Below are 23,133 nucleotides of genomic sequence, written 5' to 3'. Positions count from 1 at the left end.
GTAAACGGAGCGTAAACAGCCTAGGCCTGCGGGAGCCTGAGGGTAAACACGGCTCCGCCTTCAGGATGGCTCCCCGCTTGGATTCGCCCTCCCATGGCCTCCACCAGGGCCTTGGCGATGGCCAGGCCGAGCCCGCTTCCCCCCCGGGTGCGGGCGGGATCACCCCGGTAAAAGCGGCGGAACACCGCCTCCTCCTCTCCGGGCTTCAGCCCAGGCCCCGTATCCCGGACGGCCAGGCTTACCCAGCCCCCTTCCTGCCAAAGCTCCAGGGTGACCGCACCGCCTTCCGGGGTATAGCGGAGAGCGTTGTCCAGGAGGTTGTTGAGGATCCGTAGGAGGGCCTCCCTATCGGCCCGGATAAGGGGAGCCTCCCCTTTCAAGGCCAGGTGCACCCCTTTGGCCTTGGCCCGGGAGGCATGGGCCTGAAGGACTTCCTGGGCCAGGGTCCCAGGATGCAAGGGCTCTAGGGAGAGGCGCAGCCCCCCAGTTTCGGCCAGGCTCAAGAGGCGGATATCCTCCACCAGACGGGAGAGGAGGCGGACCTCTCTCTGTAGCCGCCTAAGGTGTTCGGGTGTGCAGGGAAGAAGGCCATCCTCTAGGGCCTCAAGGTCCGCCTGCAACACGGTGAGGGGGGTGCGGAGGTCGTGGGCGATGTCCGAGAGGAGTTGCTTTTCCTGGGCTTCCTTCTGAGCCAGCTCCTCCAGGAGTTGGTTAAACCCTTGGGCCAGCTGGGCCAGCTCGTCCTGCCCCTTCACCTGGGCCCGGCGGGCCCGGTTCCCCTGACGGTAGGCCTCGGCAGTCCGGGAAAGCTCCCGCACCGGTCGGACTAGGCTAAAGGCCAAAAGGGTCCCCGTCCCCAAGCCGAGGAGCAAAGCGGCTCCCGCTGAGAGGGCGATGGAGGACCTGAGTTCGGCCAGCATCCTGCCCTGGCGTAGCCCTTGACGGGGAGCCAAGGGATTGCCCGGAGCACCCAGGGCCAGGGCCCTTTCCAGGTGGCTCGAGGCAATCCTGTAGGCTAGGAAGCCTGAGAAACCCGCCACCAGGAGGGCTATCAGGGCCATGGATAGGGCGAGGCGTGTGGTGAGGCTCATGGCGTCTCCCTCAGGCGGTACCCGTAGCCCCGGATGGTTTCCACCATGGTGGCGCAGGGGCCTAAACGGGCCCGCAGGTTCTTCACATGGGCGTCCACGGTGCGTTCGTCGGCCTCGGTACCCAGCCCTGAAAGCAGCTCCTCTCGGGTCAGGGCCTTTCCCGCCCGGCTGGCCAACAGGTAAAGGAGGCGCACTTGAAAGGGAGTTAGGGCAAGCTCCTGTCCGTGGCACCGCACGCGAAAAGCCTCCAGGTCAACTTGCAAAGGGCCTATCTGTACGTGGCTGGGTAAGCGTACCAGGCCCTGGGCCCGGCGTAGGACCGCCTTCACCCGGGCCACCACCTCGCGGGGGCTAAAGGGCTTGACCACGTAGTCGTCCGCTCCCAGCTCGAGACCCAGGAGTCGGTCCACCTCCTCCGCCTTGGCAGTGAGGACGATGATGGGGGTGCGGTCCTCCTGTCGGATGCGCTTGAGGACCTCGAGGCCATCCACCTTGGGGAGCATGAGATCCAGGAGGATCAGGTCGGGCCGCGCGCGCCGCCAGAGCTCCAGGGCCCTCTCTCCGTCCCCCGCCCGTTCGGTCCGAAAGCCATTGGCCCTCAGGTAGCGCTCCAGGGTGTCGGCGATCTGGGGCTCGTCTTCCACCACCAAAACCAGTTCGCCGGGCATGCCCATAGCTTATGCGAAGGGGCTCCCCCACCGTGGGGGAGCCCCTTGGGTTTTGGCTTACCTACCCCACCAGGGGCCGAAGCTACCCCCTTGAGGGAAATAGGGGCAGGTGGGGTAGCCTGGGCCTTGGGGTGCGCCGGGGCCCACGGGCTGGCCCGTGCGGCGGCCGTAGGCCTGGGCTCCAAACGCGGGGCCGTAGACGAAGCCCGCATTGGGTCCGATTTCCCGCTGGAGCATGGCCCGTACCACCGCCTGGGTGCGGGTCTTCATCAGGGCGGCCTGGGCCTCGGTAAGGGCTCCGGACTTCACCGCCTCGTCTATGGCGGCGTTACGGATCTCCACCAGCTGGGCTTCCAGCTTGGCGGGGTCCACTCCCAGCTCCTGTGCGATCTGGGCCAGGGTTTTCCCCTGCCGGTGCAGGGCGATGAGCTCCTCCGGGGTTACGCCCAAAAGGGCGGCCACCTCATCGTGCAGGGTACCTGCAAGTCCCGCCGTCACCCCAAGCTGTGGAGCCCCTACACCAGCTCCCGGCATATTGGGACCTCCCAAGCCTCCCCTGGGCCCGTAGGCCAGCGCCAACCCTACCGCCGCAAGCCCTACAAGAGCGATCCAAGCTTTGCCTTTCATGATCCTCCTCCTTTCCGACCCCGGCTTCCTCACCCAGGGTCGGCTTAAGGGTAGGCCTGGTCAGGTGAAGGTGGGAGCCTGGTTCTATGAACGGAAGGTGAACGGTCTAGGGTTGGAGAAGGCCAAACAGGGGCCAGTGTTCCTTAAGGAGCTCCGGGTGCCACTGGACCCCCAGGAAAAAGGGGTGGCCTTCCAGGGCCACCGCCTCCACCAGGCCGTCCGGGGCCACGGCCAGGGGCTTTAGGCCCCGTCCCAGGTCCTTGATCCCCTGGTGGTGGTAGGAGTTCACTCGGAAACTGGGGGGGAAGAGGCGGGAGAGGGGGCTTTCCGCCACCAGGGTCACCCCGTGGGCCAGGGCAGGGGGTGGGCTTTTCTGGAAGTGCTGGACTCCGTGATAGCCCTGGGACTCGAGGTCCTGGTAAAGGGTGCCGCCCAGGGCCACGTTCATCACCTGGATTCCCCGGCATATCCCCAAGGTGGGAAGCCCTTTCTCCGCTCCGTAGCGGGCCAGAAGGAACTCGTGTGCGTCCCGCTCGGGGCTGACCTCGCCCAGCCGGGGGTGGGGTTCCTCCCCGTAGCGATGGGGATCCACGTCGCCCCCTCCGGGAAGGAGGAGCCCATCCAGGTGGGGGAGGATCCTCTCCAGGGCCTCGGGGCCCTGGGGCGGGAGGAGCACATAGGCCAGGCCTTGGGAGGACAGGGCTTCCAGATAGAACTCCAAAAGGCCCCAGAACCTTTTCGCCATAAGGCCCTCGGCCGTGCGGTACTGGGTGGCGATGCCGATGAGGCGCATGGCTTCATGCTACGCCAGGTGAAGGGTTGCCCACGGGGGTGGAGGCAGTATGATGGAAGCGCTTCTATGCAGGGGCGACAAAGGAGGCAGTATGGGCAGGATCCTGGCGGTATGGGTATGGCTTAGCCTAGCCCTGGCGGTACCGGTTACCTTCCGCTACACCCCTCCCTCCGGGCTCGAGGTGCGGTCGGTGAGCCTGCGGGGTTCCTTCAACGGCTGGGGGGAAACCCCCATGCAGAAGGAGAACGGGTCCTGGGCGGTGACCGTGGACCTGGACCCCGGGGAGCACCAGTACAAGTTCTTCATCAACGGCCAGTGGCCCAAGGACATGTGCCACGACCCCACCTTCGGCACCCCCATGGTGGACCCCATGGCGGCGGGCTGTGTGGACGATGGCTTCGGGGGTCAGAATGCCCTGATCGTGGTCCAAGCCCCGGTGGCTTCCGCTCCTCCTCTGGGGCCTGTAGCCCTGGACTTCGTCCACGATCCAGCGGACGCCCAGTATGTGTCCTTTGCCGATGGCAAGCTGTCCCTGCGTTTTCGGGCAGGGGAGGGAGCGGTGGCCGCTGCTTGGGTGGAGGTGGGAGGGGAGAGGTTGCCCATGCACCTTCAACTGGGTTTCCCGGGAAGCGAGGTTTGGCGTGGAACCCTGGCCAAGGGCCTGGGGGCCTACCGCATCCGGGTGCGGACCCAGGATGGGAAGGAGGAGGTGTTCGGCCCCTTTGAACCTCCGGGAAGCCCCTTCGCCGAGGTGGCTTGGGTGGGCGAGGGGGTGGGTTACCAGATTTTCCCGGAGCGCTTCTACAATGGCGACCTCGGTAACGACGCCCTGGCCCTGGAAACCGATGAGTACCGCTTCAACCAGGTATGGCAGCGCTCTTCGGGGCCCAAACCCCATCTTTCCCGTTGGACCGACCCCCCTTCGCCCTTGCACTGCTGCCACCAGTACTTCGGTGGGGATCTCGCCGGGGTCCTGTTGAAGCTTCCTTACCTCCACAGCCTGGGGGTGACCCTGATCTACTTCAACCCTCTTTTTGACTCGGGCTCAGCCCACGGTTACGACACCCACGACTACCTGAAGGTTTCGCCCAAGTTTGGTGACAAGGCCCTTTTGCGCAAGGTCCTGGACGAGGCCCACCGCCTGGGCATGCGGGTGATCTTTGACTTCGTGCCCAACCACACCGGTTTGGGCTTTTGGGCTTTCCAAGACGTGGTGAAGCGGGGTCCACGCTCCCCGTACTGGAACTGGTACTTTGTCAAACGGTGGCCCTTCCTGCCGGGCGATGGATCGGCCTACGAGGGGTGGTGGGGGTTGGGAAGCCTGCCCAAGCTGAACACCGCCAACCCAGGGGTCAAGCGCTACCTAATGGAGGTGGCCAAGTACTGGATCCGGTTCGGGTTTGACGGCGTGCGGGTGGATGTGCCCGGGGATGTGCTCAACCCCCACGCCTTCTTTAAGGAGATGCGGGCCGAACTGAAGGCCATCAAGCCCGATGCCTACCTGGTGGCGGAGGTATGGCAGAGGGACCCAAGCTGGCTAAAGGGGGACGAGTTTGACTCCCTTATGAACTACGCCATCGGGAGGGATATTCTCCTGCGTTATGCCAAGGGGGGAAACCTGGCCCTGTACAACGGCCGCCGGGTCCTTTCGGACCTGGCCCGGGTTTATGCCCTTTACCCTGAGGCGGTGGCGGGCATGGGCTTTAACCTCATCACTTCCCACGACACCGCCCGCCTCCTCACCGAGCTCGGGGGTGGGGGCCTGAGGGATGTCCCCAGTCCGGAAGCCAGGGCCCGGGGGCGGCTGGCGGCAGCCATGCTCTATGCCCTTCCCGGGATTCCCGTAACCTTCCAAGGAGACGAGTGCGGTTTTACCGGGGAAAGGCCAGCCGAGCCCCCCCACGAGCTCAACCGCTACCCCTTCCAGTGGGAGAGGTGCCACGGGGAAACCCTGGCCTTCTACCAGGCTCTGGCCGGGTTGCGCCGGGAGCTTCCCGCCTTGAGGAGTGCGGTGTTCCGCACCTACTTCGGCGAGGGCCACCTGCTGGCTTTCTTACGGGGGGAGCCGGGAGAGGGGGAGGTGCTTGCCGTCTTTAACAGCGGCCTCGAGGCCACCCTCCTGCCCTTGCCCCCGGGTGGCTGGCGGGATCCTCTGGAGGGGCGGACCTATCGCAAAGAGGTCACCATACCCCCCCTGGGCTTCCGCTACCTGGTCCATCTGGGCCGGTAGCAGGCCTGGCCTGGTGGGAAGTCGGTTGCCGCAAAACTTGCACCTATACTCCTCTGCCGCCTTCGCCACCCTCCCCTTCCTGGCGGGGGTCAGGGGGATGGGCCTGGTGGGACCGAAGGACAGGGGAGGGAAAGCGTCTTGGGGACCTCAGGCGGAGCCCTCCTGGGGTGCACCGGTTTTTGGCGCCTTCCCTCCTGGCCTACCTGCTGGCGCACTGGGTGCGGGCGGCGAGGGAAGAGGAGAGGCTGACCTAGCGGGAGAGGCGGGGTGCAGGGCTCGTCCCTTGCTGGCTGGGCTGGTGGCCCCCGGGTAGGGGAGCAGGGAGCTCGTGTTTATGCAGGATGGGCGGGAGGTGCAGGTTTTGAGACTCCTTTCCTTCAGACCCGGGGTGCGGGCCAAGGGGCTGGCCCGCCTGCAAGGGGGGTTGGGCTGAACCGTTTGGGCTCCAGGTTGGCCCTAAGGTGAGGTTCGCCAAGAAGGCTGTACGCCGGGGAGAACCTACACCTCCGCGCTCGGGCGGCGGTGGTGGTCCACCGCCTGGTGGAGGCGGATCCCCCAGAGGGTATGCCCTAAGGTCCTCATATCCTTTCCTCCTGTTTCGTTCTCTAAGCCCAAACGAGATGACGCCTACCGAAGGCCCTTTCCGGGGCCCCCACCCTGGCGCAAGCCAGGGTGGGGTGGTATCATAGGAGGAGTCCCAGCGCCACCCCCACCCCGTAGCCCAGCGAACCCACCAGGAACAGCGCCCTGGGCATGCTCTCGTGGGTGGGGGAGGGGGCCTGTCCGTTTAAGGCGTAGGCCCCTCGTTTGCGCAGGCGTACCCCAAGCCTTAAGGCCAAGGCGGCCATGGGGAAGCCGGCGTTGGGGGAAGGGGTCTTTTTGGCCTCCACCAGAAGCCGGGACCAAAGCCGGGGAGGGCAGAGGAGAAGGCCGGTGATCCGCGCCGGGACCAGGTTCAAGAGGTCGTCGGCCCTTGCGGCGAAGGCACCTCTTTTCCCATGCTCCCGGTAGCCCCACATGGCGTCTGCGGTGTTGGCATAGCGGTAAAGGGTAGCTCCCGCAAGCCCAAAGAGGGCGTAGTAGAGGAGGGGGGCCAGGAGGCTATCCGAGAGGTTTTCCGCCAGGCTTTCCAAGGCCGCCTCCCGCACCTCCTCCGGGGAGAGGTCCTCTGTGGGCCGGCTCACGATGCGGGAAAGCCTGGCCCTGGCTTCCTCCAGGTCCCGGCCCAAGGAGGCTTCCACCCCCCACACCTCTTCCAGGAGCATCCTTAGGCTGAAGAGGGGCTTGAGGAGAGGGCCTAGGAGCAGGAAGCCCCAGGCCATGGGTCTAAGGAGGAGGTCCAGAAGAAGGGCAGGTAGGGTGAAGAGGAAGGCGCCAAGGGACCAGTAGAAAGCTCCTCCCCAAAAGCCTTGCACCCGGGGCCAGGCCCAGGCCAGGTACCGGCCCATGAGGACCACGGGGTGGAGGCGGGCCGGGGGTTCCCCGAAAAGGGCGTCCAAAAGGAGGGCCAAAAGGAGGCTCACGAGCCCCCTTCCAATCGGTCCAAAACCCGCCTGGGCCAGTCCAGGACCACGGCGCTACCGGGGGGGAGGAGGGCGTCCTCCCCCAGGGTCCGGAGCACGGCCCGGATCACCCCTCCGTGGGTAAAGAGAAGGGCGGGGCCTCTAAGCCCTTCCAGAAAGCGGAAAACTCTTTCCAAGAAGGCCTCGAGGCTCTCCCCACCAGGGGCTTGAAAGCCCTGGAACCGGAGGAGGGCCTCCTGGTACCTGGGTTCCAACTCCTCCCAACGGGCTCCCTCCAGGGCGCCAAAGTGGATCTCCCGCAGGGCGGGGGTGGGGAAGGAGGGGATGCCAGCCAGGGAGGCGGTTTTAAGGGCCCGCTGAAGGTCCGAGCTGTAGCCGGGGAGGGAGGGGAGCCTTCCCCTGAGGCTTAGGGCCTGGGCCTCTCCTGTGGGGGTGAGGGGCAGGTCGGTCCATCCCAGGAGGCGGTGTTCCCGGTTCCAGAGGGTTTCGCCGTGGCGCACCAGCCAAAGCTCCATGCTCCAGAGCTTATACTTCCTACCATATGGGATACCAGGAGGTTTTGCAGGCAGCCAAGGGGCGCATGGAACGGCTCACCAAGCCTCCCAGGTCCCTGGGCTACCTGGAGGAGGTGGCGGTACGCCTGGCCGCCATCCAGGGGCGGCTTAGGCCAGAGCTGGGCCCGGGGGCGGTGGTGGTGGCCGCCGCCGACCATGGGGTGGTGGCGGAAGGGGTCTCCGCCTACCCGCAAGAGGTTACCCACCAGATGGTCCTGAACTTTCTAAGGGGAGGGGCGGCCATCAACCAGCTGGCCCAGGCAGCGGACTGCCAGGTTTACGTCCTGGACGTGGGGGTGAAGGGGGAGTTACCCGACCACCCCGGATTGCTTAAGCGCAAGGTGCGCCCGGGGACCGGGAACCTGAGCAAGGAGCCCGCCATGACCCTCCTGGAGGCGGAAAAGGCCTTGGGGGCGGGGAGGGAGGCGGCCTGGTGGGCCGTGGACCGGGGGGCCACGGTGCTGGCGGCTGGGGACATGGGCATCGGCAACACCACGGCAGCCAGCGCCCTCACCGCTGCCCTCTTGGGCCTTCCTCCGGAGGCGGTGGTGGGCCCGGGCACCGGGGTGGGGGAGGAGGGGCTTAGGCGGAAGCGGGAGGCGGTGGCCAGGGCCCTGTCCCGCCTACGCCCGGGGATGGAACCCTTGCAGGTGGCGGCGGAGGTGGGAGGGCTGGAGCTTTTGGCCATAGCGGGGATCTATCTGGAAGGGTACGAAAGGGGCCTTCCCCTCCTTTTGGATGGCTTTCCCGTTTCCGCAGGGGCCCTTTTGGCCTTTAGGCTGAACCCCCAGATCAGGGGCCACTTTTTCGCTGGGCACAAGAGCCGGGAGCCCGGGCACCGGTACATCCTCGAGGCCCTGGGCCTAAGGCCCCTATTGGACCTGGACCTGGCCCTGGGGGAAGGAACAGGGGCGGTGCTGGCCATGCCTTTGCTGCGGGCGGCGGCCCGCATTCTGCACATGGCCACCTTCGAGGAGGCGGGGGTTTCCGACCGCGCCTAGGCCCATGCTCCGCGCCCTGCGCCTGGCCTTGGGCCTTCTCACCGTGTATCCCCTGGCCCCCCAGGGGACCAGTCCGGAGGACTTTCGGCGAAGTACCCTGTTTTTCCCCCTGGCGGGCTATGCCCTGGGGCTTCCCCTATCCCTCTTGGCCCTTCTCCCCCTTCCCCAGGGGTTTTTGGCGGCCTTGATGCTCGCCTGCCTTTTGGGCCTCACGGGGTTTTTGCACCTGGACGGGCTTCTGGACTCCGCCGATGCCCTTTTGGCCTCGAGGTCCAAGGAGGAAAGGCTTCGCATCCTCAAGGACCCCCACCTGGGTCCTTTCGCCTTTGGGGTGGGGGGGCTTTACCTCCTCCTCCTTTGGCAGGCCTTGGCCCTGGGGCCCGAACCCCTTTTCCTCCTTCTCCTCCCCGGCTTCGCCCGCTTCGCCATCCTGCCCTTCCTGAACCGGTATCCCCTCTTGCACCCGGGGATGGCCAGCCTCATCCGTGGGGGGCCGGTCTTCGGGGCCTTCCTCCTTGCCCTTCCCTTCCCCATCCTCTACCCCTGGCCGGCCCTTTTGGCCTTGGGCACCGCTTATGGGGTGGCCCGCTTCGCGGTGGCCCGCCTGGGGGGGATCAACGGGGATATCCTCGGGGCCATGATCGCCCTCTCGGAGCTTGGGGGCTTGTTAGGCTATGCCCTATGGAAGAGCCTAAGCGGGTGAAGCCCAGGGGGGAGCGGCGGGGCCTCCTTTTGGTCTACACGGGGGACGGCAAGGGCAAAAGCACCGCCGCCTTCGGCCTGGCCCTCAGGGCCCATGGCCGGGGCCTAAACGTTCGCATCTTCCAGTTCCTTAAGCACCAAGGCGCCCGCTTTGGGGAGCACCGGGCCCTGGCCCGGCTGGGCATCCCCATAGAGGGCCTGGGGGATGGCTTCACCTGGAAAAGCCGGGACCTGGAGGCCTCCAAGGCCCTGGCCCAAGAGGGCTGGGAGCGGGCCAAGAAGGCCATCCTCTCGGGGGAGTGGGACCTGGTGGTCCTGGACGAGGCCACCTATCCCTTGCGCTACGGATGGGTTTCCCTGGAGGAGTTCGTGGATGTCCTAAAGCACCGGCCCTCCCACGTGCACGTGGTGGTGACGGGCCGGCTTGCCCCGGAGGCCCTGCTGGACGTGGCCGACACGGTCACGGAGATGCGCAAGGTCAAGCACGCCTTTGACCAAGGGGTTCCGGCGCAAAGGGGGATAGAGCACTAAAGCCTAAGGGCCCGGCCCGCCACCATGAGGTAAACCTCCTCCGCCTCCCGGGCGAAAAGGGCATTCACCTCCCCCAAGAGGTCCCGGTAGCGCCGGGCCAAGGGGTGGGCGGGCACGATCCCCATGCCCACCTCGTTGCTCACGGCGATGACCCGCTTGCCGCTATGGCGTAGGGTTTCCAGGAACCGCCTGGCCTCCTGCAAGGGATCCAGGCCCCTTTCCAGAAGGTTGGCCACCCAGAGGGTCAGGCAATCCACCACCACCGTGGGGTGGTGGGCCTTGGCCAGGGCTTCCACCAGGTTCAGGGGTTCCTCCAGGGTTTGCCAGGTGGGGGGGCGCTCGGCCTGGTGGCGGGCGATCCTGGCCGCCATCTCCTCGTCCCGGGCCTCCGCGGTGGCGATGAGGGTGGCCAAGGGCCCGGCCAGGCGTTGGGCGTGGCGGCTTTTGCCGCTTTTCGCCCCGCCTAGGAGAAGGAGGAGGCCGGGGCTAGGGGGAGGGTCTGGGGTCTTTGGCCAAGAGGCGAGGGACTGGGGTTTTCCCCCAAGCCCCAGGGCCCGGTGAAGGGCCTTCAGGTCCAGGTGGTTCTCCAGGGCTTGGGCCAGCTCCTCCAAGGAATCCTCCAGCCCCTTGGCCTCCTTACCGAAGAGGGCCCGTTGCACCCCGGGGTTTTCCAAGAGGCCGTGGAGCCAGGTGGCGAGGAGGGAGCCTTCCTGGTGGAGGAGGGGCAGGCCCTGGCCGTGGTGGATCTCGTACCCCTCCACCTCGAGGCCATTCAGGCTGCTCCAAAAGCCCCGCAAGCCCTCCAGGCGGATGCGCCTCTCCTTCACCGTCTTGGGCCTTTCCAGCCGCACCTGGAAGGGGAGTAGGCCAAGCCCAGGGAAGTGGCCGCGTTTCTCCACCCCCTCCTCGTCCCAGATGGCCTCGGAAAGCATCTCCGCTCCGCCGCAGACCGCCAGCACCGGCTTGTTCTGGGCCAGGTGGCCTTGGATCAGGGGTAGGAAGCCCCTTAGCCAGGGGAGGTCCTCTGCGGGTAGCCGGCTTCCCGGAAGGATGAGGAGCCAGGCTCCTTCCGCCTCCTCGGGGGTGCGGGCGTGGACCAGTTGGGCCAACTCGCTTAGGGGCCAGAACTCATCCAGGTTGGAGGCATGGGGGTAACGGAGCACCGCCACCTTGGGGCCCAGGCCCGGCCTTGGCCGATGGCGGAACCCATCCTCCTCGGGAAGCTCCAGCCCCAGCATGGGTAGGGTTCCCAGAACGGGTACCCCGGTCCACCCCTCCAGAAGCCCGTAGGCGGGCTTTAGAAGCTCCAGGTCTCCCCGGAACTTGTTGAGCACGAACCCCAGTAGCCGCTTCCGGTGTTCCCCAAGGAGGGCCCAGGTGCCGTAAAGGGCGGCCAAGGCGCCCCCCTGGTCCACATCCGCCACCAGCAGGGCCTTGGCCCCCGCCCACTCGGCCACCTTCAGGTTGGGAAGGTCGGGCCAAAGGTTTCGTTCCACGGGGCTTCCCGCCCCTTCCATCACCACCAGGTCGTACTCCTGGAGAAGCCCTTCTAGGGCCTCCCGCACCGTCCCATCCAGATGGGCCCGCCGTTCCTGCCAGGACAGGCGGGACAGCTCCGGGCTGGCCCGGCCCAGGAGGATGACCTGGGAACCCCTTTCCCCCATGGGCTTCAGGAGCACGGGGTTCATGCGGGGTTCAGGGGGAACGCCCGCCGCCATGGCCTGGAGCCACTGGGCGCTGGCCATCTCCCCCCCCGCCACCACCCGGGCGTGGTTGGACATGTTCTGGGCCTTGAAGGGGGCTACCCTTAGGCCCAGGCGCCGGAAGTGGCGGAGGAGTCCTGCCGTGAGGAGGCTTTTCCCCACGCCGCTTCCCGTGCCCCAGATGGCAAGCGCCTTGGCCCTCATCGTACCCCCGTGGGGACCCAGCAACGTCCCCGGTTCAAGGGTGGGCATGGGGGCCGAAGGGATAGAGGGCCTCCCATAGGCAAGTTGTCTCCTTGAGGCAAGGGGCTAGGTCCTTCATCCCCTCAGTGTACCCGGGCCAAGACCTCCTTTAGGGCTTGCAAAAGGGCCTGGATGGCCTCCTCCCTTTGGGCGGAAAGCCTGAGCCACTCCCCTAAGCCAAAGCTGGTGGCGTCCCGCACTCGGATGCCCCCTTTTCGGAGGGCTCTTGCCACCTCCGTGGCCCGACCCACCCGCACCAGGAGGAAGTTGGCGGGGCTTTCCCGCACCTCGAGGCCCAGGCCCCTCAGGCCCTGGGCCAGAAGGCGCCTAAGCCTTTGGAGCTCCCTTTTACTCTCCTCCAGCCACGCCTGGGCCCTGGGGTCCAGTTGGCCTTCCAGGAGGGCTTCCCCGTACACGGAAACCGGCCAGGAAGGGGCCAGGTGCTGGAAATAGGTGAGGTCCAAGGGGGCTACCAGGTACCCGGCCCGCAACCCCGTAAGGCCATGGGCCTTGTTGGGGCCAAAGAGGAGCCAGGCTTCCTGGGGCAGGGGAGGAGGGCCCTCCAGGAGGGGATAATAGGCCAGGTCCAGGACCAAGGCTCCGCCCGCCCTTTCGGCCGCTTCCTCCAAAAAGGGGTAAACCTCCCCTGTGGGGTTGTTGGGCACGCAAAGAAAGGCCAGGGAGCTTCGCGGAAGAAGCCTTAGGAAGTCCTCCGGGGTTTCCGCCTCCCAAAGGGGTAGGTCCAGGGCCCTAGCGGCCCGGGCGTACTCGCTGAAGGTGGGCTTCAGGAGGAGGATGGGGCCCCTTAGGTAGTTCCAGCGGGCCAGGCGGTGGATGAGCTCGCTGCTGCCCGTGCCCACCGCCACCTGTTCCATGGTGACCCCGTGGGCTTCCGCCAGCATTTGCCGAAGGTTCCGGTAAAGGGGGTCGGGATAGCGGCTTGGGTCCTTCGCCTCCAGGTACTCCAGGATCACGGGGTTGGGGCCCAGGGCGTTGGCGTTGGTGGAGAAGTCGTAAAGGGGTTCAGGCCCTCCGTCGGGACCGCCATGGATGGGCTTCAAGACGTCGTCCAACATAACCCCATGGTAGGGCGGGGTTCCTGAGGGCATCTTAGGCGGGGCGACGATCTCGGGTAGGGAAGGGGGGTGGCTGGGAAATGGCGGTGGACCAAGGTCTGGCCCCACGCCGCAGGAATGGGTGCCTGGCGTTAGGCGAGGATCCCCTCGGGTCGCATGGGAGGGATAGTCCAGGTGCCCTCTCCTCCGGTACCCCATCCGGCTCGCCAGGCGCACGTAGTGCCTGGGGTCCTGGGGGGCGAGGACCGGGAAGGTGTAGCGGGCCTCCTCCCCTGGGGGTGGGCGGTGGAACCGGCTGCGGGCCTCCAGGAGGGAGACAGGGCCTAAGGGTGTTCGCCGGAGCCCGACTCGGAAGCCGGGATGGCCGGGCTAGAGCTTTGCAGAAGTTCAAGGAGCTCTTGAGAGCAGGAAGTGAATGGTATTCTAGAGCCAGCTGGCTTCGGGAAGGGCGCTAAAACCAACCCCCAGGGGGTGTGCGTAGGATAGGATGGGCGAAGGATGAGCCTCGAGGGTCTCTCCGATGAAGCCCTCCTAGCCCTGGTGGCTAGGGGCGAGGAGGAAGCCCTCCGGTGGCTCTTCCGGCGCTATGCAGGAGCGTTTTTGGCCCTAGCCAGGAGGATGGGCTTAGACGCCAACGCCCAGGAGGATGTGGTGCAGGAGGCCTTTTTCAGGGTGTGGAAGAACGCTCGCCAGTTTGACCCCCGGCGGGCCCCGGCACGGGCGTGGCTCCTGGCCGTCGGCCACCACACCGCTGTGGACTTCGTCCGCCGTCTGCAGGCCCGTCCTAAGCCCCTGGAGCCTCAGGTGGACGAGGCGGAGGAGGCCTTCGACCTTCCGGGGGACGGCCTGAACGAGGAGGGCCATCTGGACCGCATCCGTCTCCAAGGGGCCCTGAGGCGCCTTGATCCGGAAGAGCGAGAGGCGATCCGGCTTCTCTACTACCACGGCCACTCCCACCAGGAAGCGGCCAGGCTTTTGGGGATCCCCCTGGGCACCCTAAAGACCCGGTTTAGGCGCGCCCTATTGCGCTTGAAGGAGGTGCTCCGTGAGCCCTGAGGAGGTGCGCGAACTCCTACCCCTCTATGCCCTAGGCGCCCTTTCCCCGGAGGAGCGCTCCCGGGTGGAGGAGGCCTTGGCCCGTTACCCCGAGCTTTGGCCTGAGGCCAAGGCCCTGATGGAGGTTGCCGCTCACCTGGCTGAGGGGGATCCGCCCGCACCCGTTCCCCCGGGGCTGGAAGCCAAGGTCATGAGGCGCATCCGTGCCCACCGTTCCTTTCCCTGGGCTTGGCTGGGGCGGGTGGCGGCAGCCCTTCTGCTTCTAGCCCTGGGGTATGGGGCCTTCCTGGGGGGAACCTGGCTCTTGGCCCTGCGGGAACCCGCTACCCAGGTCTTCGCCCTGGTGAGTCCTCAAGGGGAGATGGTGGGCCGGGTAATCCTAAAGGCTGACCGGACCGCCCTGGTTCTGTTGAACCGGTCTTCCCCCAAGGGAAGGGTGTTCCAAGCTTGGGGTCTTGGCCACGGCGAACCCACGCCCCTATCCACCTTCCGTCTGCCCCTAAAAAGCCTTCGCCTGCCACCAGAAGCCCTCGCGGTTGCGGTTTCCCTGGAGCCACCTGGGGGAAGCCCCAAGCCCACCATCCTGTTTGGTCTTCCCCGCTAAGTCCAAAACCCCACCTCCCTGCGAAGGGCAGAGCGAGGGGGCGAAGAGGCCTTCTCAAGGGAGGTGAGGTTATGCAGGAGAAAACCATGGTGCGCAGGCAGTTTGTGAAGGTGTTGACCGCAGCCGGGCTCTCCGCGGCCTTTGCCAAGGGGTTCCTTGGCCAGGCCTTGGCCCAGTCCAAGGGGATCGGCGACCTGGACATCCTCAACCTGGCCCTCACCGCGGAGTACCTGGCCAGCGACTTCTACACCCGGGCCTTGATGGTTCCCTTCCCGGGGGATATCCGCGACTACCTGGCCGAGGCCCTCAAGCACGAGGAGGCCCATGTGCAGGCGCTGAGGGACACCATAGCGGGACCCTTCAAGGCCACCCCGGTGGCCCGGCCCCAGTTCACCTATGGGGACCTCCGCTTTGATGCGGCTAGCCGGCTTAAGGTTTTGGAAACCCTGATCGCCTTGGAAACCGCCTTCACCGGGGCTTATCTAGGGGCCATTCCCCTGATCCAGAACAAGGCGGTTCTTTCGGCGGCGGCCAGCATAGCCATGAACGAGGAGGCCCACCTGGCGTTGGCCCGGGATGCCGTGCTTGAGCTAGGGAGTAAGGTGGAGGGTCCCCAGACCCCCGTGGGCCGGGCCTTCGCCAAGGCCATCACCCCGGAGGAAGCCACCAAGGCGGTTCAGGGCTTCATCCGCAAATAGGGGGTAGGGTGAACCGTAGGGACGCGCTGACCCTGGCCGGTCTACTGGGAGCAGGCTGGGTGGCGGTCTTTCTGGACTCGGCGCAGGCCCAGGGGGGCTTGGTCCGGGCCGTCCTCATGACGGGGGCGGAGGTGGTGCCTAATCCCGTGGACACCCCGGCCCTGGCGGTGGTGAGGGTGGAGGTGCAGGGGCCAAGCCTTCTGCTCCAGGGGGCGGTGGCCAACCTGGCCGGCTCCTTCCGCGACTACACCCGGGACCCGGTGGACGATCCTGCCCTCAACGCTCGGCTCATCAGCGCCGTTCACCTCCACCGGGGCCCCCGGGGACAGAACGGACCCTTGATTCAGGCTCTGCGGGTCAACCCCGCACCGGATGGGAGGAGCGCCACCTTTTTGGACCGGATTGAGCTTGGCCTCGAGGACCGCTCCCGGCTTTTCCGGGGAGAGCTCTACCTGGACATCCACACCGCCGCCTTCCGTGCCGGGGAGCTGCGGGGGCAAATCCAAGTGCGGTAGGAGATGGGAAAGGGAGGAGATATCCCATGAAGAAGGCCAACCTGGTCCCCGCGGATGCCAATGGGGTGGCCTTCGGGCGCACGGTGAGCGAGGTGCTTAGGATCGTCTACCTCACCGGCAACACCGGCGTCAGCATGGGTGGATTCTTCCCCCAAGGCCTAAACGGCCGTTTCCGAACCTCGTAGGACCCGGGGTAGGGGGGGCAGCCCTTGGGCTACCCCCCTTTTTGCCTACCCCTCAAAGAGGCCTGGCTAGATGAGGCGAAACCCCCTTCCCTCGTAGAAGGTGGGCCAACGTCCAGACCCCCTCTGCCACCCGGTGGGTCAGGGCCTGGAAGGGCCCAGCGTCCAGAAGGTAGGCCTGCCGTCCCCGAAGATAGCGGTCCAAATACCCTCCTCTTGCCCGGTGGTCCGCCACTGCGGCCAGGGCCTCCTCGAGGCTGTAGCCGCAGAAGGCCATAAAGACCACCTCCGCTTCCGGAAGGTCCATGGGGTCCACCCGCAGGCTGGGCGTACCCGGCTTAGGCCCCAGGTACCGGCCCCCAGCCAGGGCCACCAGCTCCGGTACCCAGTGCCCGCCCAGGTAGGGGGGGTCCAGCCACTCCAGAAAGGCCACGGAGGGACGCCTAGGGGGAGGCGGGGGCAGACGGGAAAGCCCTTCCCGAATCTCCTGAGCCAGATGCCTTCCCCTCTCCTCCACGTCCAGGGCTTGGGCCAGGGCCCATATATCCAGGAAGAGCCCTTCCAGCTGGGTGCCCCGGAGTTCCAACACCCTGGGGGGCCTTGGGAAGAAGGCGGTGGCCAGGGCCGCCTGCTGGGGGGTGACCGCGCACACCTGGCAGACCCCTTGGCTGACCAGCAGGTCTGCCTCTAAGGCTGCCAGCACCTCCCCCCGGATCTTGTAGAGGGGCTCCCCCCTCCCGTGGGCCTCCCGCACCCGCCGGTCGATCTCCTCCTGGGGGAGGCCCTTGGGGATAAGGCCTTCCGTCACCACGGGAACGCCCTGGGGATTAGGACAGCTGTGGCTTACCCCTACGGGCTCGAGGCCCAAGGCCCTTAGGAGGAGGGTTCCCGAGGGCACCAGGCTGACCACCCGCACCCTCTTAAGCTTAACCCTCTTTCCTCTCTTTGACCATTACCTGACGAAAGGCCGCTAGTATGAGTGGGTTATAGCGACAGGAGGTGATGCGCGTGACAAAGGCTTTCATTGGTGAGCTCCTTGGAACCTTTCTCCTGGTCCTTCTGACGGTGGGCAGTGCGGCCGATGCGCTGCTGGAGCCCCGGCTCTCCCCGGGTGCCTATGGCTATGACGCCATCGCCTTGGGATCGGGGCTGGCGGTGCTGGTGGGGGTTCTGGCCAGTCGGCCCCTTTCCGGGGCTCACTTGAACCCGGCGGTGACCTTGGCCCTAGCGGCTTTTGGCCTCTTTCCCTGGCGCCTGGTTCCCCTTTACCTGATAGGGCATTTACCGGGGGTTTCCTGGGCGCTTTGGGGGCCTTCCTGGCCTACCGGGAGGGGCTTATTGCCCAAGGGATGCCCAACGTGTTCTCCACGGGGCCGGGCTTCCTGCGCACCGCGCCCGAGGCCCTTTATGGCTGGACCGGCCCGGCGGTGGCCGAGGCCCTGGGCACCTTCGCCCTCATGGCCGTCATCCTGGTAGCCGCACGGGACACCCGGCTTCTTCCCCTCTTTCTGGGCCTCACCGTGGCGGCGGTGGGCTATGGTCTGGGAGGGCCTGGCGGCTTTGCCCTCAACCCTGCCCGGGACCTTTCCCCCAGGCTTCTGGCGGGCCTTTTGGGGGTAGAGGGAGCCGCTAGCCCCTATCTTCTGGTCCCGGCCCTCTTCCCCCTTCTGGGAGCCCTGGGGGCCACCCTCCTCTACCACCGCCTTGGGGTTTTCAAGGGCTAGCCCTCGCAGGCCCGGCAGGAGAGGAGGAGGTCGCGGCTATAGGCCTGGGCGGCGCTGGAGCTGAACTGGTAGTAAAGCGCCTTAAGCCCACTCCGCCAGGCGTGCAGGTAGAGCTCGTTCACGTCCTTGGGGGGTGCCTCGGGGTGGATTACCAGGTTTAGGGACTGGCCTTGGTCAATGTGCTTCTGCCGGGCGGCTGCTAGGTTGATAAGGGTCTTTTGCGACACCTCGGCGAAGGTCTTGAAGACGTCCTTCTCCTCGTCCGTAAGGAAGTCCAGGTGCTGCACGGAGCCATTCCTTTCCAGGATGCTCCGCCACACCCGTTCCTCGTCCTTGCCCTTTTGCCGAAGCAGCTCTTCCAGAAAGGGGTTTTTGAAGGGTACCCGGGCCTTTTGCAGGTCCTTGAGGTAGTAGTTGCTGGTGTAGGGTTCAATGGAAGGGGATACCTGGCCCAGAATGAAGGAGCTGCTCTTGGTGGGCGCGATGGCCAGAAGGGTGGCGTTTCGCCTTTCCATGACCTGGGCCAGCTCGTCCTCAGGGTGGCGCTTTCTCAGCCAGCGGCTTGCCTCCTCCGCCTTCTCGCGGATGGTCTTGAAGATGAGGTTGTTGAGGAACAGGGCCTCGGGACTCTCCAGGGGGATCCCCTTGGACTGCAGGTAACTGTGCCAGCCCAGGACTCCGATGCCGATGGCCCTATACCGCTTGGCAAAGCGCACGGCGCGTTCCATGTAGGGGATGCCCTCCGCCTTTTCAATGAAATCGTCCAGCACCGAGTCCAGGAAGACGGTGAGGGTTTCCACGGCATCCGTGTCCTTCCACTCGTCAAAGTGGAGAAGGTTTAAGGAGGAAAGGCAGCAGACGAAGCTCTCCTCGGGGCCGGAGGGGAGCATGATCTCGGTGCAGAGGTTGGAGGCGTGGATGGTCTTCCCCAGCTTCCTGAACACCTCCGGGGCCTGGCGGTTGGCGTTGTCCCGGAAGAAGAGGTAGGGGATGCCCACCTCGGCCCGGCTTTTGAGCACCTTGGCCCATCTTTCCCGCTTTTCCCTATCCCCGGCCACCATGGCTTCCAGCCAGACGTCCCCCACGGAAACCCCCCAGAAGAGGGACTGGATCTCCCCTCCTTCCCGTTGGACCTTCAGCCACTCTTCAAAATCAGGGTGCTCTATGGGGATGTAGGCGGCGCACTGGCCGCGGCGGGTGGAACCCTGGTTGAAGACCTCAATCACCCGGTCAAAGAGGGAGGCAAAGGCGTAGGAGCCGTTGCTCTCCCCGTTGTCGCGAATGGGGGCCCCCCTGGGTCGCAAGGTGCCCAGGTAGACGGAGGTTCCCCCGCCCTGCTTGCTCATCATGCCGATCTCGGCCACCGCCTTGAGAATGGAGGCGGTATCGTCCTCCACATAGGTGCCGTAGCAGGAGATGGGTAGGCCCCGCCTGAGGCCGTAGTTGGCCCAGATGGGGGTGGCCAAGGAGTACCAGCCCTTAGCCATGTACTCCTGGAACTTGCGGGAAAACCCCTCAATCCCCGTAAGGGCCTCCGCCCGGTCGGCGATCTGGGTTACACGCTCCTCCACGGTCACCCCGGGGAGGAGATAGCCCCGGCTCATGTAGAGGCGGGTCCACTCGTTGGCCCAGTACCAGGGTTTGTACTCCCTCTTGGTCTTTAGCATCCTTACCCTCCCTCAAAACAGGCTTTCCGGATCGTAGCTCTGCACCCTGCGGGCGTAGGCCACGCTTCTCTTGTTGAAGAAGTCCACCTCCTTGTCCGCCAACAGCTCCAGGTCAAACCACTCCGTGTCCTTCAGGAGATCCCTTTGCACGGAGAAGGGGGCGGGGAGGCCATGGAGGGAGAGGGTCTGGTTGTACCGCCACTTCAAGAACTCCAGAACCTCATCCCTTGCCACCGCCGCCACGTCTCCTTGGGCGAAGATCCAGTCCAGGAGGGCCTCCTCCGCCCGGAAGAAGGCCTGGACCCGGTCCCATACCTCCTGGGCAAAGGTGGGCCCGAAGAGGTCGGGCCTCTCCTCCTTAAGGATGCGAAGGAGCTCCACCCCAAAGAGTCCGTGGAGGTTTTCCTCCTTGCTGGTGGCTTCTATGGCGTTGGAGATCCCCTTGAACCGGCCTAGGCGCTTGTTCAAGGCCATGAGCACATAGAACTGGGAGAACAAGGAGGCGTGCTCGGTGAAGGCGGAAAAGAGGAGGAGGGCCAGGGCGTAGTCCCTAAGGCTACCCTTGTGGGCATGGGCCAGCACCTCTCCCAACCGGCGGTGCCTTTCCCGGAGGGCGGTTTCCCTTTCCAGGGCTTCTTGGAAGCGGTCCTCGAGGCCCAGGAGGTCCAGGAGGTGGGCGTAGGCGTTGGCATGGCGCACCTCGCTTTCGGCGAAGGTCATGCCCACCTCCGCCACCTCGGGTTTGGGGAAGACCTCGTAAACCCTGGCCCAGAAGAGCTTCACGGAAAGCTCCACTTGGGCGATGGCGAGGAGAGAGCGCTCCACCAGGGAGCGCACCTCCTTGGGGGCGAGGGCGTAGTCCTGCACGTCGGCGGTGTAGCTAAACTCCGTGTGGAGCCAGTAGCTGTGCCGGATGGCGTCCCGATAGTCCAGAAGCCTGGGGTACTCGTAGGGGCGGTAGTGGGGTCTAGGTTCTGTCAGCATCCTTTCCTCCCATGCGCTCCCTTAGCTTTTTGGTGGCCTCCACCATGTTCCTGAGGTTGGCCACGGCCTCCTCCGGCTTCCGGGTTTTGAGGCCGCAGTCGGGATTCACCCATAGGCGCTCCGGGGGCAGGTGCCGCAGGTAACCCTGGAGCCGGGCTAGGATCTCCTCCACCCTGGCCTCCAGGGGGGAGTGGACGTCAAAGGCCCCGGGGCCCAGGTCCACGGGAAGGTCCGCTAGGGCCTCCAGGAAGCTCGGGTCCTGCCTGGCCCCCTCGAGGCTCACCACGTCCGGGTCCATGGCCTCCAGGAAGGGCCTTAAGGCGGCGTAGTCGGAGTAGCAGAGGTGGAGGTGCACCTGCACCCCGGGAGGCAGATCCCCCACCACCCGCAAGAAGGCCTCCCTCACCACCTCTAGGTAGCCGGGCCTTTCCCTCTCCCGCAAGGGGAGCTTTTCCAGCAGGGCGGGTTCGTCCACCTGCACCATGCGGATCCCTTGGGCGGCCACCTCCTTCACCTCTTCCCGCAGGGCCTCCGCCAGGGCCAAGACGGTTTCCCGGAACCCTACCCCCTGGGGCAGGTAGCTCCAGGCGGCCAGGGTGATGGGGCCTGTGAGGATGGCCTTTACCGGCTTGGGGGTGAGGCTTTGGGCGTAGAGGGTTTCCTCCAGGACCAAGGATCCCCGGCGCTTGGGCGGGGCAAAGAGGATGGGGGGGCGCCAGACCCGGCTCCCGTAGGAGAGGACAAAACCCCCCTGGGTGGTGTGGAAGCCCTCCAAGCGCTCCGCAAAAAACTCCACCATGTCGCTTCGTTCTGGCTCCCCGTGGACCAGAACGTCCAAGCCCAGCTCCTCCTGAAGGCGGATGTTCTCCCGGATGGCCTCCTGTATCCTTGCCCGGTAGGCCGCGGGGTCCAGCTGCCCTGAGCGCAGGCGCCGGCGGAGCGCCCTCAGTTCCTGGGTCTGGGGAAAGCTGCCGATGGTGGTGGTGGGAAAGGGGGGAAGGCCCAGGTCCTTTTGCCCTTGGCGCCGAACCTGCCGGGAGGGACGGGAAGGGGGGATAGGGGAAGGAACCCGGTCCCAGGGGAGGGGGGGAGTGTGCCAGGCTTGGGCCTCAGGGTTGCCCTCTCCCAGAAGAAGCCCCTTGAGGAGGGAGAGCTCCTTCAGCCGTTCCACGGCAAAGGCCAGCCGGCCCTCTAGCCCAGGGGGCAAGGGTTCGGCCACCCGCCAGGGCAGGTGGAAGAGGGGAGCTTTGCTGGTGAGCCAGACCTCCTGCCCGGCCTCCACCACGGGAGTTAGGGCCTCCTGGAGGGCGGCCAGGTCCGTACGCCACACCCCGTTCCCCTCTACCACCCCCAGGACCAGGGCCGTACCCGGGGCGGGGTGGGGCAGGGGGCTTCCCGGCTGGTACACCAGGCCTAGCCCTTTCAGGGGCAACTGGGCTAGGGCCTCAGCCACCCCTGGCTCCAGGGGCAGGTAGTAGGTGAGGAGGACCAAGGGGGTTCGTTCCGCCAGGGTGCGGTAAACCGGCAACAGCCAGGACAGGTGGTCCCCCGCGCCGTCCAGCCCCAAGGCCGGTTCCTGTAGGAGGACGGTGCGGCCCCCGGCCCACCCCAGGAGCTCCCCGTAGGCCTCTCCTAGGGCCTCGAGGTGGGCTTGAACCTCCATGGGGGAGGCGGGCGGGTTTTGCGCCAGCCGCACCAAGGTGTAGGGGCCGATCAGGGTGGGAAGCCCCTCTTCTTGAGGGGCACCTATGGGGTAGGGAAACCAGCCTGGCCTTGGCGCGTACTGGGGCCTCTCTGGGAGGCGGGGCACCAGGTAGTGGTAGTTGGTGCCGAACCACTTCCTTAAGGGAAGAGCCCCATTGCCCCGGGCTAGGGCGTAGTAGGCCTCGAGGTCCCCCGCGGGCGCCGCATAGAGGCCCAAGGCCACCGCCAGGTCCAGCATGGGGTCGTAGAGGCTGAGCTCCCCTGCGGGGTGGAGGTCCACCGCCTCCCGATAGGCGGTTGCCCTTAGGCCCTCCAGCTCCTGCAAGCCTGCTAGGAGCTTTTCTTGCGAGAGGAGCCCCGACCAGAAACCCTCCAGGAGCCTTTTGTACTCCAGGTTAGGGCCCAGGCGGGGTAGACCAAAGCCCAGGGTGCGGATCATCTCTCCCCTCCCAAGGGGGGCACAGGAACGGGACGCCCCCTTTCGTCCACCGCCACCAGCACGAAGCCTCCCCTGGCCGCCAGATAGGCTTCTTTACCCGCTTCTATGGGCTCTACCCACATCTCTACCTCCACCCGCATGGAGGTGTGGCCCACCTCTACCACCCGGGCCCTGAGCTCCACGATGGAGCCCAAGGGCACCGGGCGCTTAAAGTCCACCGCATCCGAGTGAACGGTTACCACCTTCCGCCGGGCATGGCGGGTGGCGGCCACGAAGGCCGCTTGGTCCATCCAGGCCAAGGCGGTGCCGCCAAAAAGGGTTCCGTAATGGTTGGTTTCCCCAGGGAAAACGGTATGCACCATGCGCGTTTCCTTCATGCGAAACTCCCCGCATCCTTCTCTGGAAGGGATGACCCCCTTTCGCCAGGGAAGGGCAAACCCCTGTTGCCTTACGCCGATAGCCGCTTGGCCCCACGGCTCTGGGCCACAGTTTGTGAGGGGGTTAAGGGTCTAGGGTCCCACAGGCATCACCACCTTCACCCTTGCCTCGAGGGCTACGGGGTAAGGCCGCGAAGCGGGTACTCGGGCTTCCGGACGGGGCCGGTTACCGTTGCGGGACAGCGCCGGACTTGCACCGGACTTCCCCCACCGCCAGAAGGCGTCCAGGCCTGTCGGCCTGGCATCGCGGCCGGGACACCCCAAGTTTTGGGTGTCCTGCCAGGGAGGCTACCATATGTTGATTGCCGGGTCAATACCGGTGTAATTGGCCACTACATTTGAGACACCTTGGGGAACCGACCCCTCCCGTATCTTAGCCAG

At 65.9% G+C, this 23,133-nt stretch carries 23 protein-coding genes, 1 pseudogene and 1 riboswitch; of the genes and pseudogenes, 11 read left to right on the top strand and 13 right to left on the bottom strand.

What is annotated here, in order from left to right; genetic code table 11:
- Positions 1–20: 20 nt before the first annotated feature.
- From DK874_RS01955 to DK874_RS01940, 4 genes are all read right to left on the bottom strand, one after another.
- Complete coding sequence (locus tag DK874_RS01955) at positions 21–1,091, bottom strand: sensor histidine kinase (RefSeq protein ID WP_114312306.1); 1,071 nt, start codon at positions 1,089–1,091, stop codon at positions 21–23.
- A complete protein-coding gene (locus tag DK874_RS01950) occupies positions 1,088–1,759 on the bottom strand; it encodes a response regulator transcription factor (RefSeq protein WP_114312305.1) in 672 nt (223 codons plus the stop codon). The genes DK874_RS01955 and DK874_RS01950 overlap by 4 nt, the downstream gene beginning before the upstream one ends.
- Positions 1,760–1,816: 57 nt before the next feature.
- Positions 1,817–2,257: a winged helix DNA-binding protein gene (locus DK874_RS01945; RefSeq protein ID WP_114312304.1), complete on the bottom strand. Its 441-nt coding sequence runs from the start codon at positions 2,255–2,257 to the stop codon at positions 1,817–1,819.
- Positions 2,258–2,492: 235 nt separating this feature from the next.
- Entirely contained in the window at positions 2,493–3,179 is a 687-nt protein-coding gene (locus tag DK874_RS01940) for a gamma-glutamyl-gamma-aminobutyrate hydrolase family protein (RefSeq protein WP_114312303.1), read from the bottom strand.
- Positions 3,180–3,270: 91 nt separating this feature from the next.
- Here DK874_RS01940 and DK874_RS01935 point away from each other — a divergent pair, with 91 nt between their 5' ends.
- Entirely contained in the window at positions 3,271–5,409 is a 2,139-nt protein-coding gene (locus DK874_RS01935) for an alpha-amylase family glycosyl hydrolase (protein ID WP_114312302.1), read from the top strand.
- A 683-nt stretch (positions 5,410–6,092) separates the two neighbouring features.
- On the opposite strand, the gene cbiB is transcribed toward DK874_RS01935, so the two are convergent.
- A complete protein-coding gene (gene cbiB, locus DK874_RS01930; protein ID WP_114312301.1) occupies positions 6,093–6,932 on the bottom strand; it encodes an adenosylcobinamide-phosphate synthase CbiB in 840 nt (279 codons plus the stop codon).
- Complete coding sequence (locus DK874_RS01925) at positions 6,929–7,447, bottom strand: histidine phosphatase family protein (RefSeq protein WP_114312300.1); 519 nt, start codon at positions 7,445–7,447, stop codon at positions 6,929–6,931. The genes cbiB and DK874_RS01925 overlap by 4 nt, the downstream gene beginning before the upstream one ends.
- A 26-nt stretch (positions 7,448–7,473) precedes the next feature.
- Between DK874_RS01925 and cobT the strand changes: the two genes are divergently transcribed.
- The 3 genes from cobT to cobO are packed head-to-tail and all read left to right on the top strand — an operon-like array spanning position 7,474 to position 9,720.
- Positions 7,474–8,487, top strand: a complete 1,014-nt coding sequence (gene cobT / locus DK874_RS01920) for a nicotinate-nucleotide--dimethylbenzimidazole phosphoribosyltransferase (RefSeq protein WP_114312299.1) — start codon at positions 7,474–7,476, stop codon at positions 8,485–8,487.
- A 4-nt stretch (positions 8,488–8,491) separates the two neighbouring features.
- Positions 8,492–9,190 (top strand): adenosylcobinamide-GDP ribazoletransferase, encoded by a 699-nt coding sequence (locus DK874_RS01915; RefSeq protein WP_114312298.1) that lies wholly within the window; start codon positions 8,492–8,494, stop codon positions 9,188–9,190.
- A complete protein-coding gene (cobO, locus tag DK874_RS01910) occupies positions 9,169–9,720 on the top strand; it encodes a cob(I)yrinic acid a,c-diamide adenosyltransferase (RefSeq protein WP_114312297.1) in 552 nt (183 codons plus the stop codon). The genes DK874_RS01915 and cobO overlap by 22 nt, the downstream gene beginning before the upstream one ends.
- Here the strand turns inward: cobO and DK874_RS01905 are convergent.
- The gene (locus DK874_RS01905) at positions 9,717–11,627 is read right to left on the bottom strand and encodes a cobyric acid synthase (RefSeq protein WP_114312296.1); all 1,911 of its coding nucleotides are present in this window, start codon (positions 11,625–11,627) and stop codon (positions 9,717–9,719) included. The genes cobO and DK874_RS01905 overlap by 4 nt on opposite strands.
- Before the next feature lie 122 nt (positions 11,628–11,749).
- The gene (locus tag DK874_RS01900) at positions 11,750–12,742 is read right to left on the bottom strand and encodes a pyridoxal phosphate-dependent aminotransferase (RefSeq protein ID WP_114312295.1); all 993 of its coding nucleotides are present in this window, start codon (positions 12,740–12,742) and stop codon (positions 11,750–11,752) included.
- 498 nt (positions 12,743–13,240) lie between these two features.
- On the opposite strand from DK874_RS01900, the gene DK874_RS01895 reads away from it, so the two are divergent.
- The 5 genes from DK874_RS01895 to DK874_RS01875 all read left to right on the top strand — a co-directional run bounded on the left by DK874_RS01895 (position 13,241) and on the right by DK874_RS01875 (position 15,800).
- Positions 13,241–13,798 carry a sigma-70 family RNA polymerase sigma factor gene (locus tag DK874_RS01895; protein ID WP_114312294.1) on the top strand — a complete coding sequence of 186 codons (558 nt, stop codon included), beginning with the start codon at positions 13,241–13,243 and terminating at the stop codon, positions 13,796–13,798.
- The gene (locus DK874_RS01890) at positions 13,788–14,402 is read left to right on the top strand and encodes an anti-sigma factor (RefSeq protein ID WP_114312293.1); all 615 of its coding nucleotides are present in this window, start codon (positions 13,788–13,790) and stop codon (positions 14,400–14,402) included. The genes DK874_RS01895 and DK874_RS01890 overlap by 11 nt, the downstream gene beginning before the upstream one ends.
- A 71-nt stretch (positions 14,403–14,473) precedes the next feature.
- A complete protein-coding gene (locus tag DK874_RS01885; protein ID WP_114312292.1) occupies positions 14,474–15,100 on the top strand; it encodes a ferritin-like domain-containing protein in 627 nt (208 codons plus the stop codon).
- A gap of 8 nt (positions 15,101–15,108) precedes the next feature.
- Positions 15,109–15,615, top strand: a complete 507-nt coding sequence (locus DK874_RS01880; protein ID WP_240307586.1) for a CHRD domain-containing protein — start codon at positions 15,109–15,111, stop codon at positions 15,613–15,615.
- 26 nt (positions 15,616–15,641) lie between these two features.
- Positions 15,642–15,800 (top strand): hypothetical protein, encoded by a 159-nt coding sequence (locus DK874_RS01875; RefSeq protein ID WP_240307584.1) that lies wholly within the window; start codon positions 15,642–15,644, stop codon positions 15,798–15,800.
- A gap of 52 nt (positions 15,801–15,852) precedes the next feature.
- Here DK874_RS01875 and DK874_RS01870 read toward each other — a convergent pair whose 3' ends face one another.
- A complete protein-coding gene (locus tag DK874_RS01870; protein WP_114312291.1) occupies positions 15,853–16,713 on the bottom strand; it encodes a TroA family protein in 861 nt (286 codons plus the stop codon).
- Between the two features lie 86 nt (positions 16,714–16,799).
- Between DK874_RS01870 and DK874_RS11970 the strand changes: the two are divergent.
- Both DK874_RS11970 and DK874_RS11965 read left to right on the top strand, forming a co-directional pair.
- Positions 16,800–17,027 (top strand): annotated as a pseudogene (locus DK874_RS11970) (aquaporin); the annotation flags it as partial.
- A gap of 74 nt (positions 17,028–17,101) precedes the next feature.
- Entirely contained in the window at positions 17,102–17,521 is a 420-nt protein-coding gene (locus tag DK874_RS11965) for an aquaporin (protein ID WP_275887328.1), read from the top strand.
- Here the strand turns inward: DK874_RS11965 and DK874_RS01860 are convergent.
- From DK874_RS01860 to DK874_RS01845, 4 genes are read right to left on the bottom strand one after another with little or no spacing between them, the layout of a single operon-like run.
- Entirely contained in the window at positions 17,518–19,188 is a 1,671-nt protein-coding gene (locus DK874_RS01860) for a ribonucleoside-diphosphate reductase subunit alpha (protein WP_114312289.1), read from the bottom strand. The two genes, DK874_RS11965 and DK874_RS01860, sit on opposite strands and share 4 nt — an antisense overlap.
- Before the next feature lie 12 nt (positions 19,189–19,200).
- Complete coding sequence (locus tag DK874_RS01855) at positions 19,201–20,172, bottom strand: ribonucleotide-diphosphate reductase subunit beta (RefSeq protein ID WP_114312685.1); 972 nt, start codon at positions 20,170–20,172, stop codon at positions 19,201–19,203.
- Positions 20,156–22,315: a 5-methyltetrahydropteroyltriglutamate--homocysteine S-methyltransferase gene (locus DK874_RS01850; RefSeq protein WP_114312287.1), complete on the bottom strand. Its 2,160-nt coding sequence runs from the start codon at positions 22,313–22,315 to the stop codon at positions 20,156–20,158. Before DK874_RS01850 ends, DK874_RS01855 begins: the two co-directional genes overlap by 17 nt.
- On the bottom strand, positions 22,312–22,692 hold the full coding sequence (locus DK874_RS01845) for an acyl-CoA thioesterase (protein ID WP_114312285.1): 381 nt from the start codon (positions 22,690–22,692) through the stop codon (positions 22,312–22,314). The genes DK874_RS01850 and DK874_RS01845 overlap by 4 nt, the downstream gene beginning before the upstream one ends.
- Positions 22,693–22,870: 178 nt before the next feature.
- A riboswitch (cobalamin riboswitch) is annotated at positions 22,871–23,001 on the bottom strand.
- Positions 23,002–23,133 lie beyond the last annotated feature (132 nt).

The sequence above is a fragment of the Thermus caldifontis genome (assembly GCF_003336745.1).
In the GTDB taxonomy this organism is placed as follows: Bacteria; Deinococcota; Deinococci; order Deinococcales; family Thermaceae; genus Thermus; species Thermus caldifontis.
The sequence above is the reverse complement of the archived record's forward strand: the minus strand, read 5'-3'. Positions and strand labels throughout refer to the sequence as shown.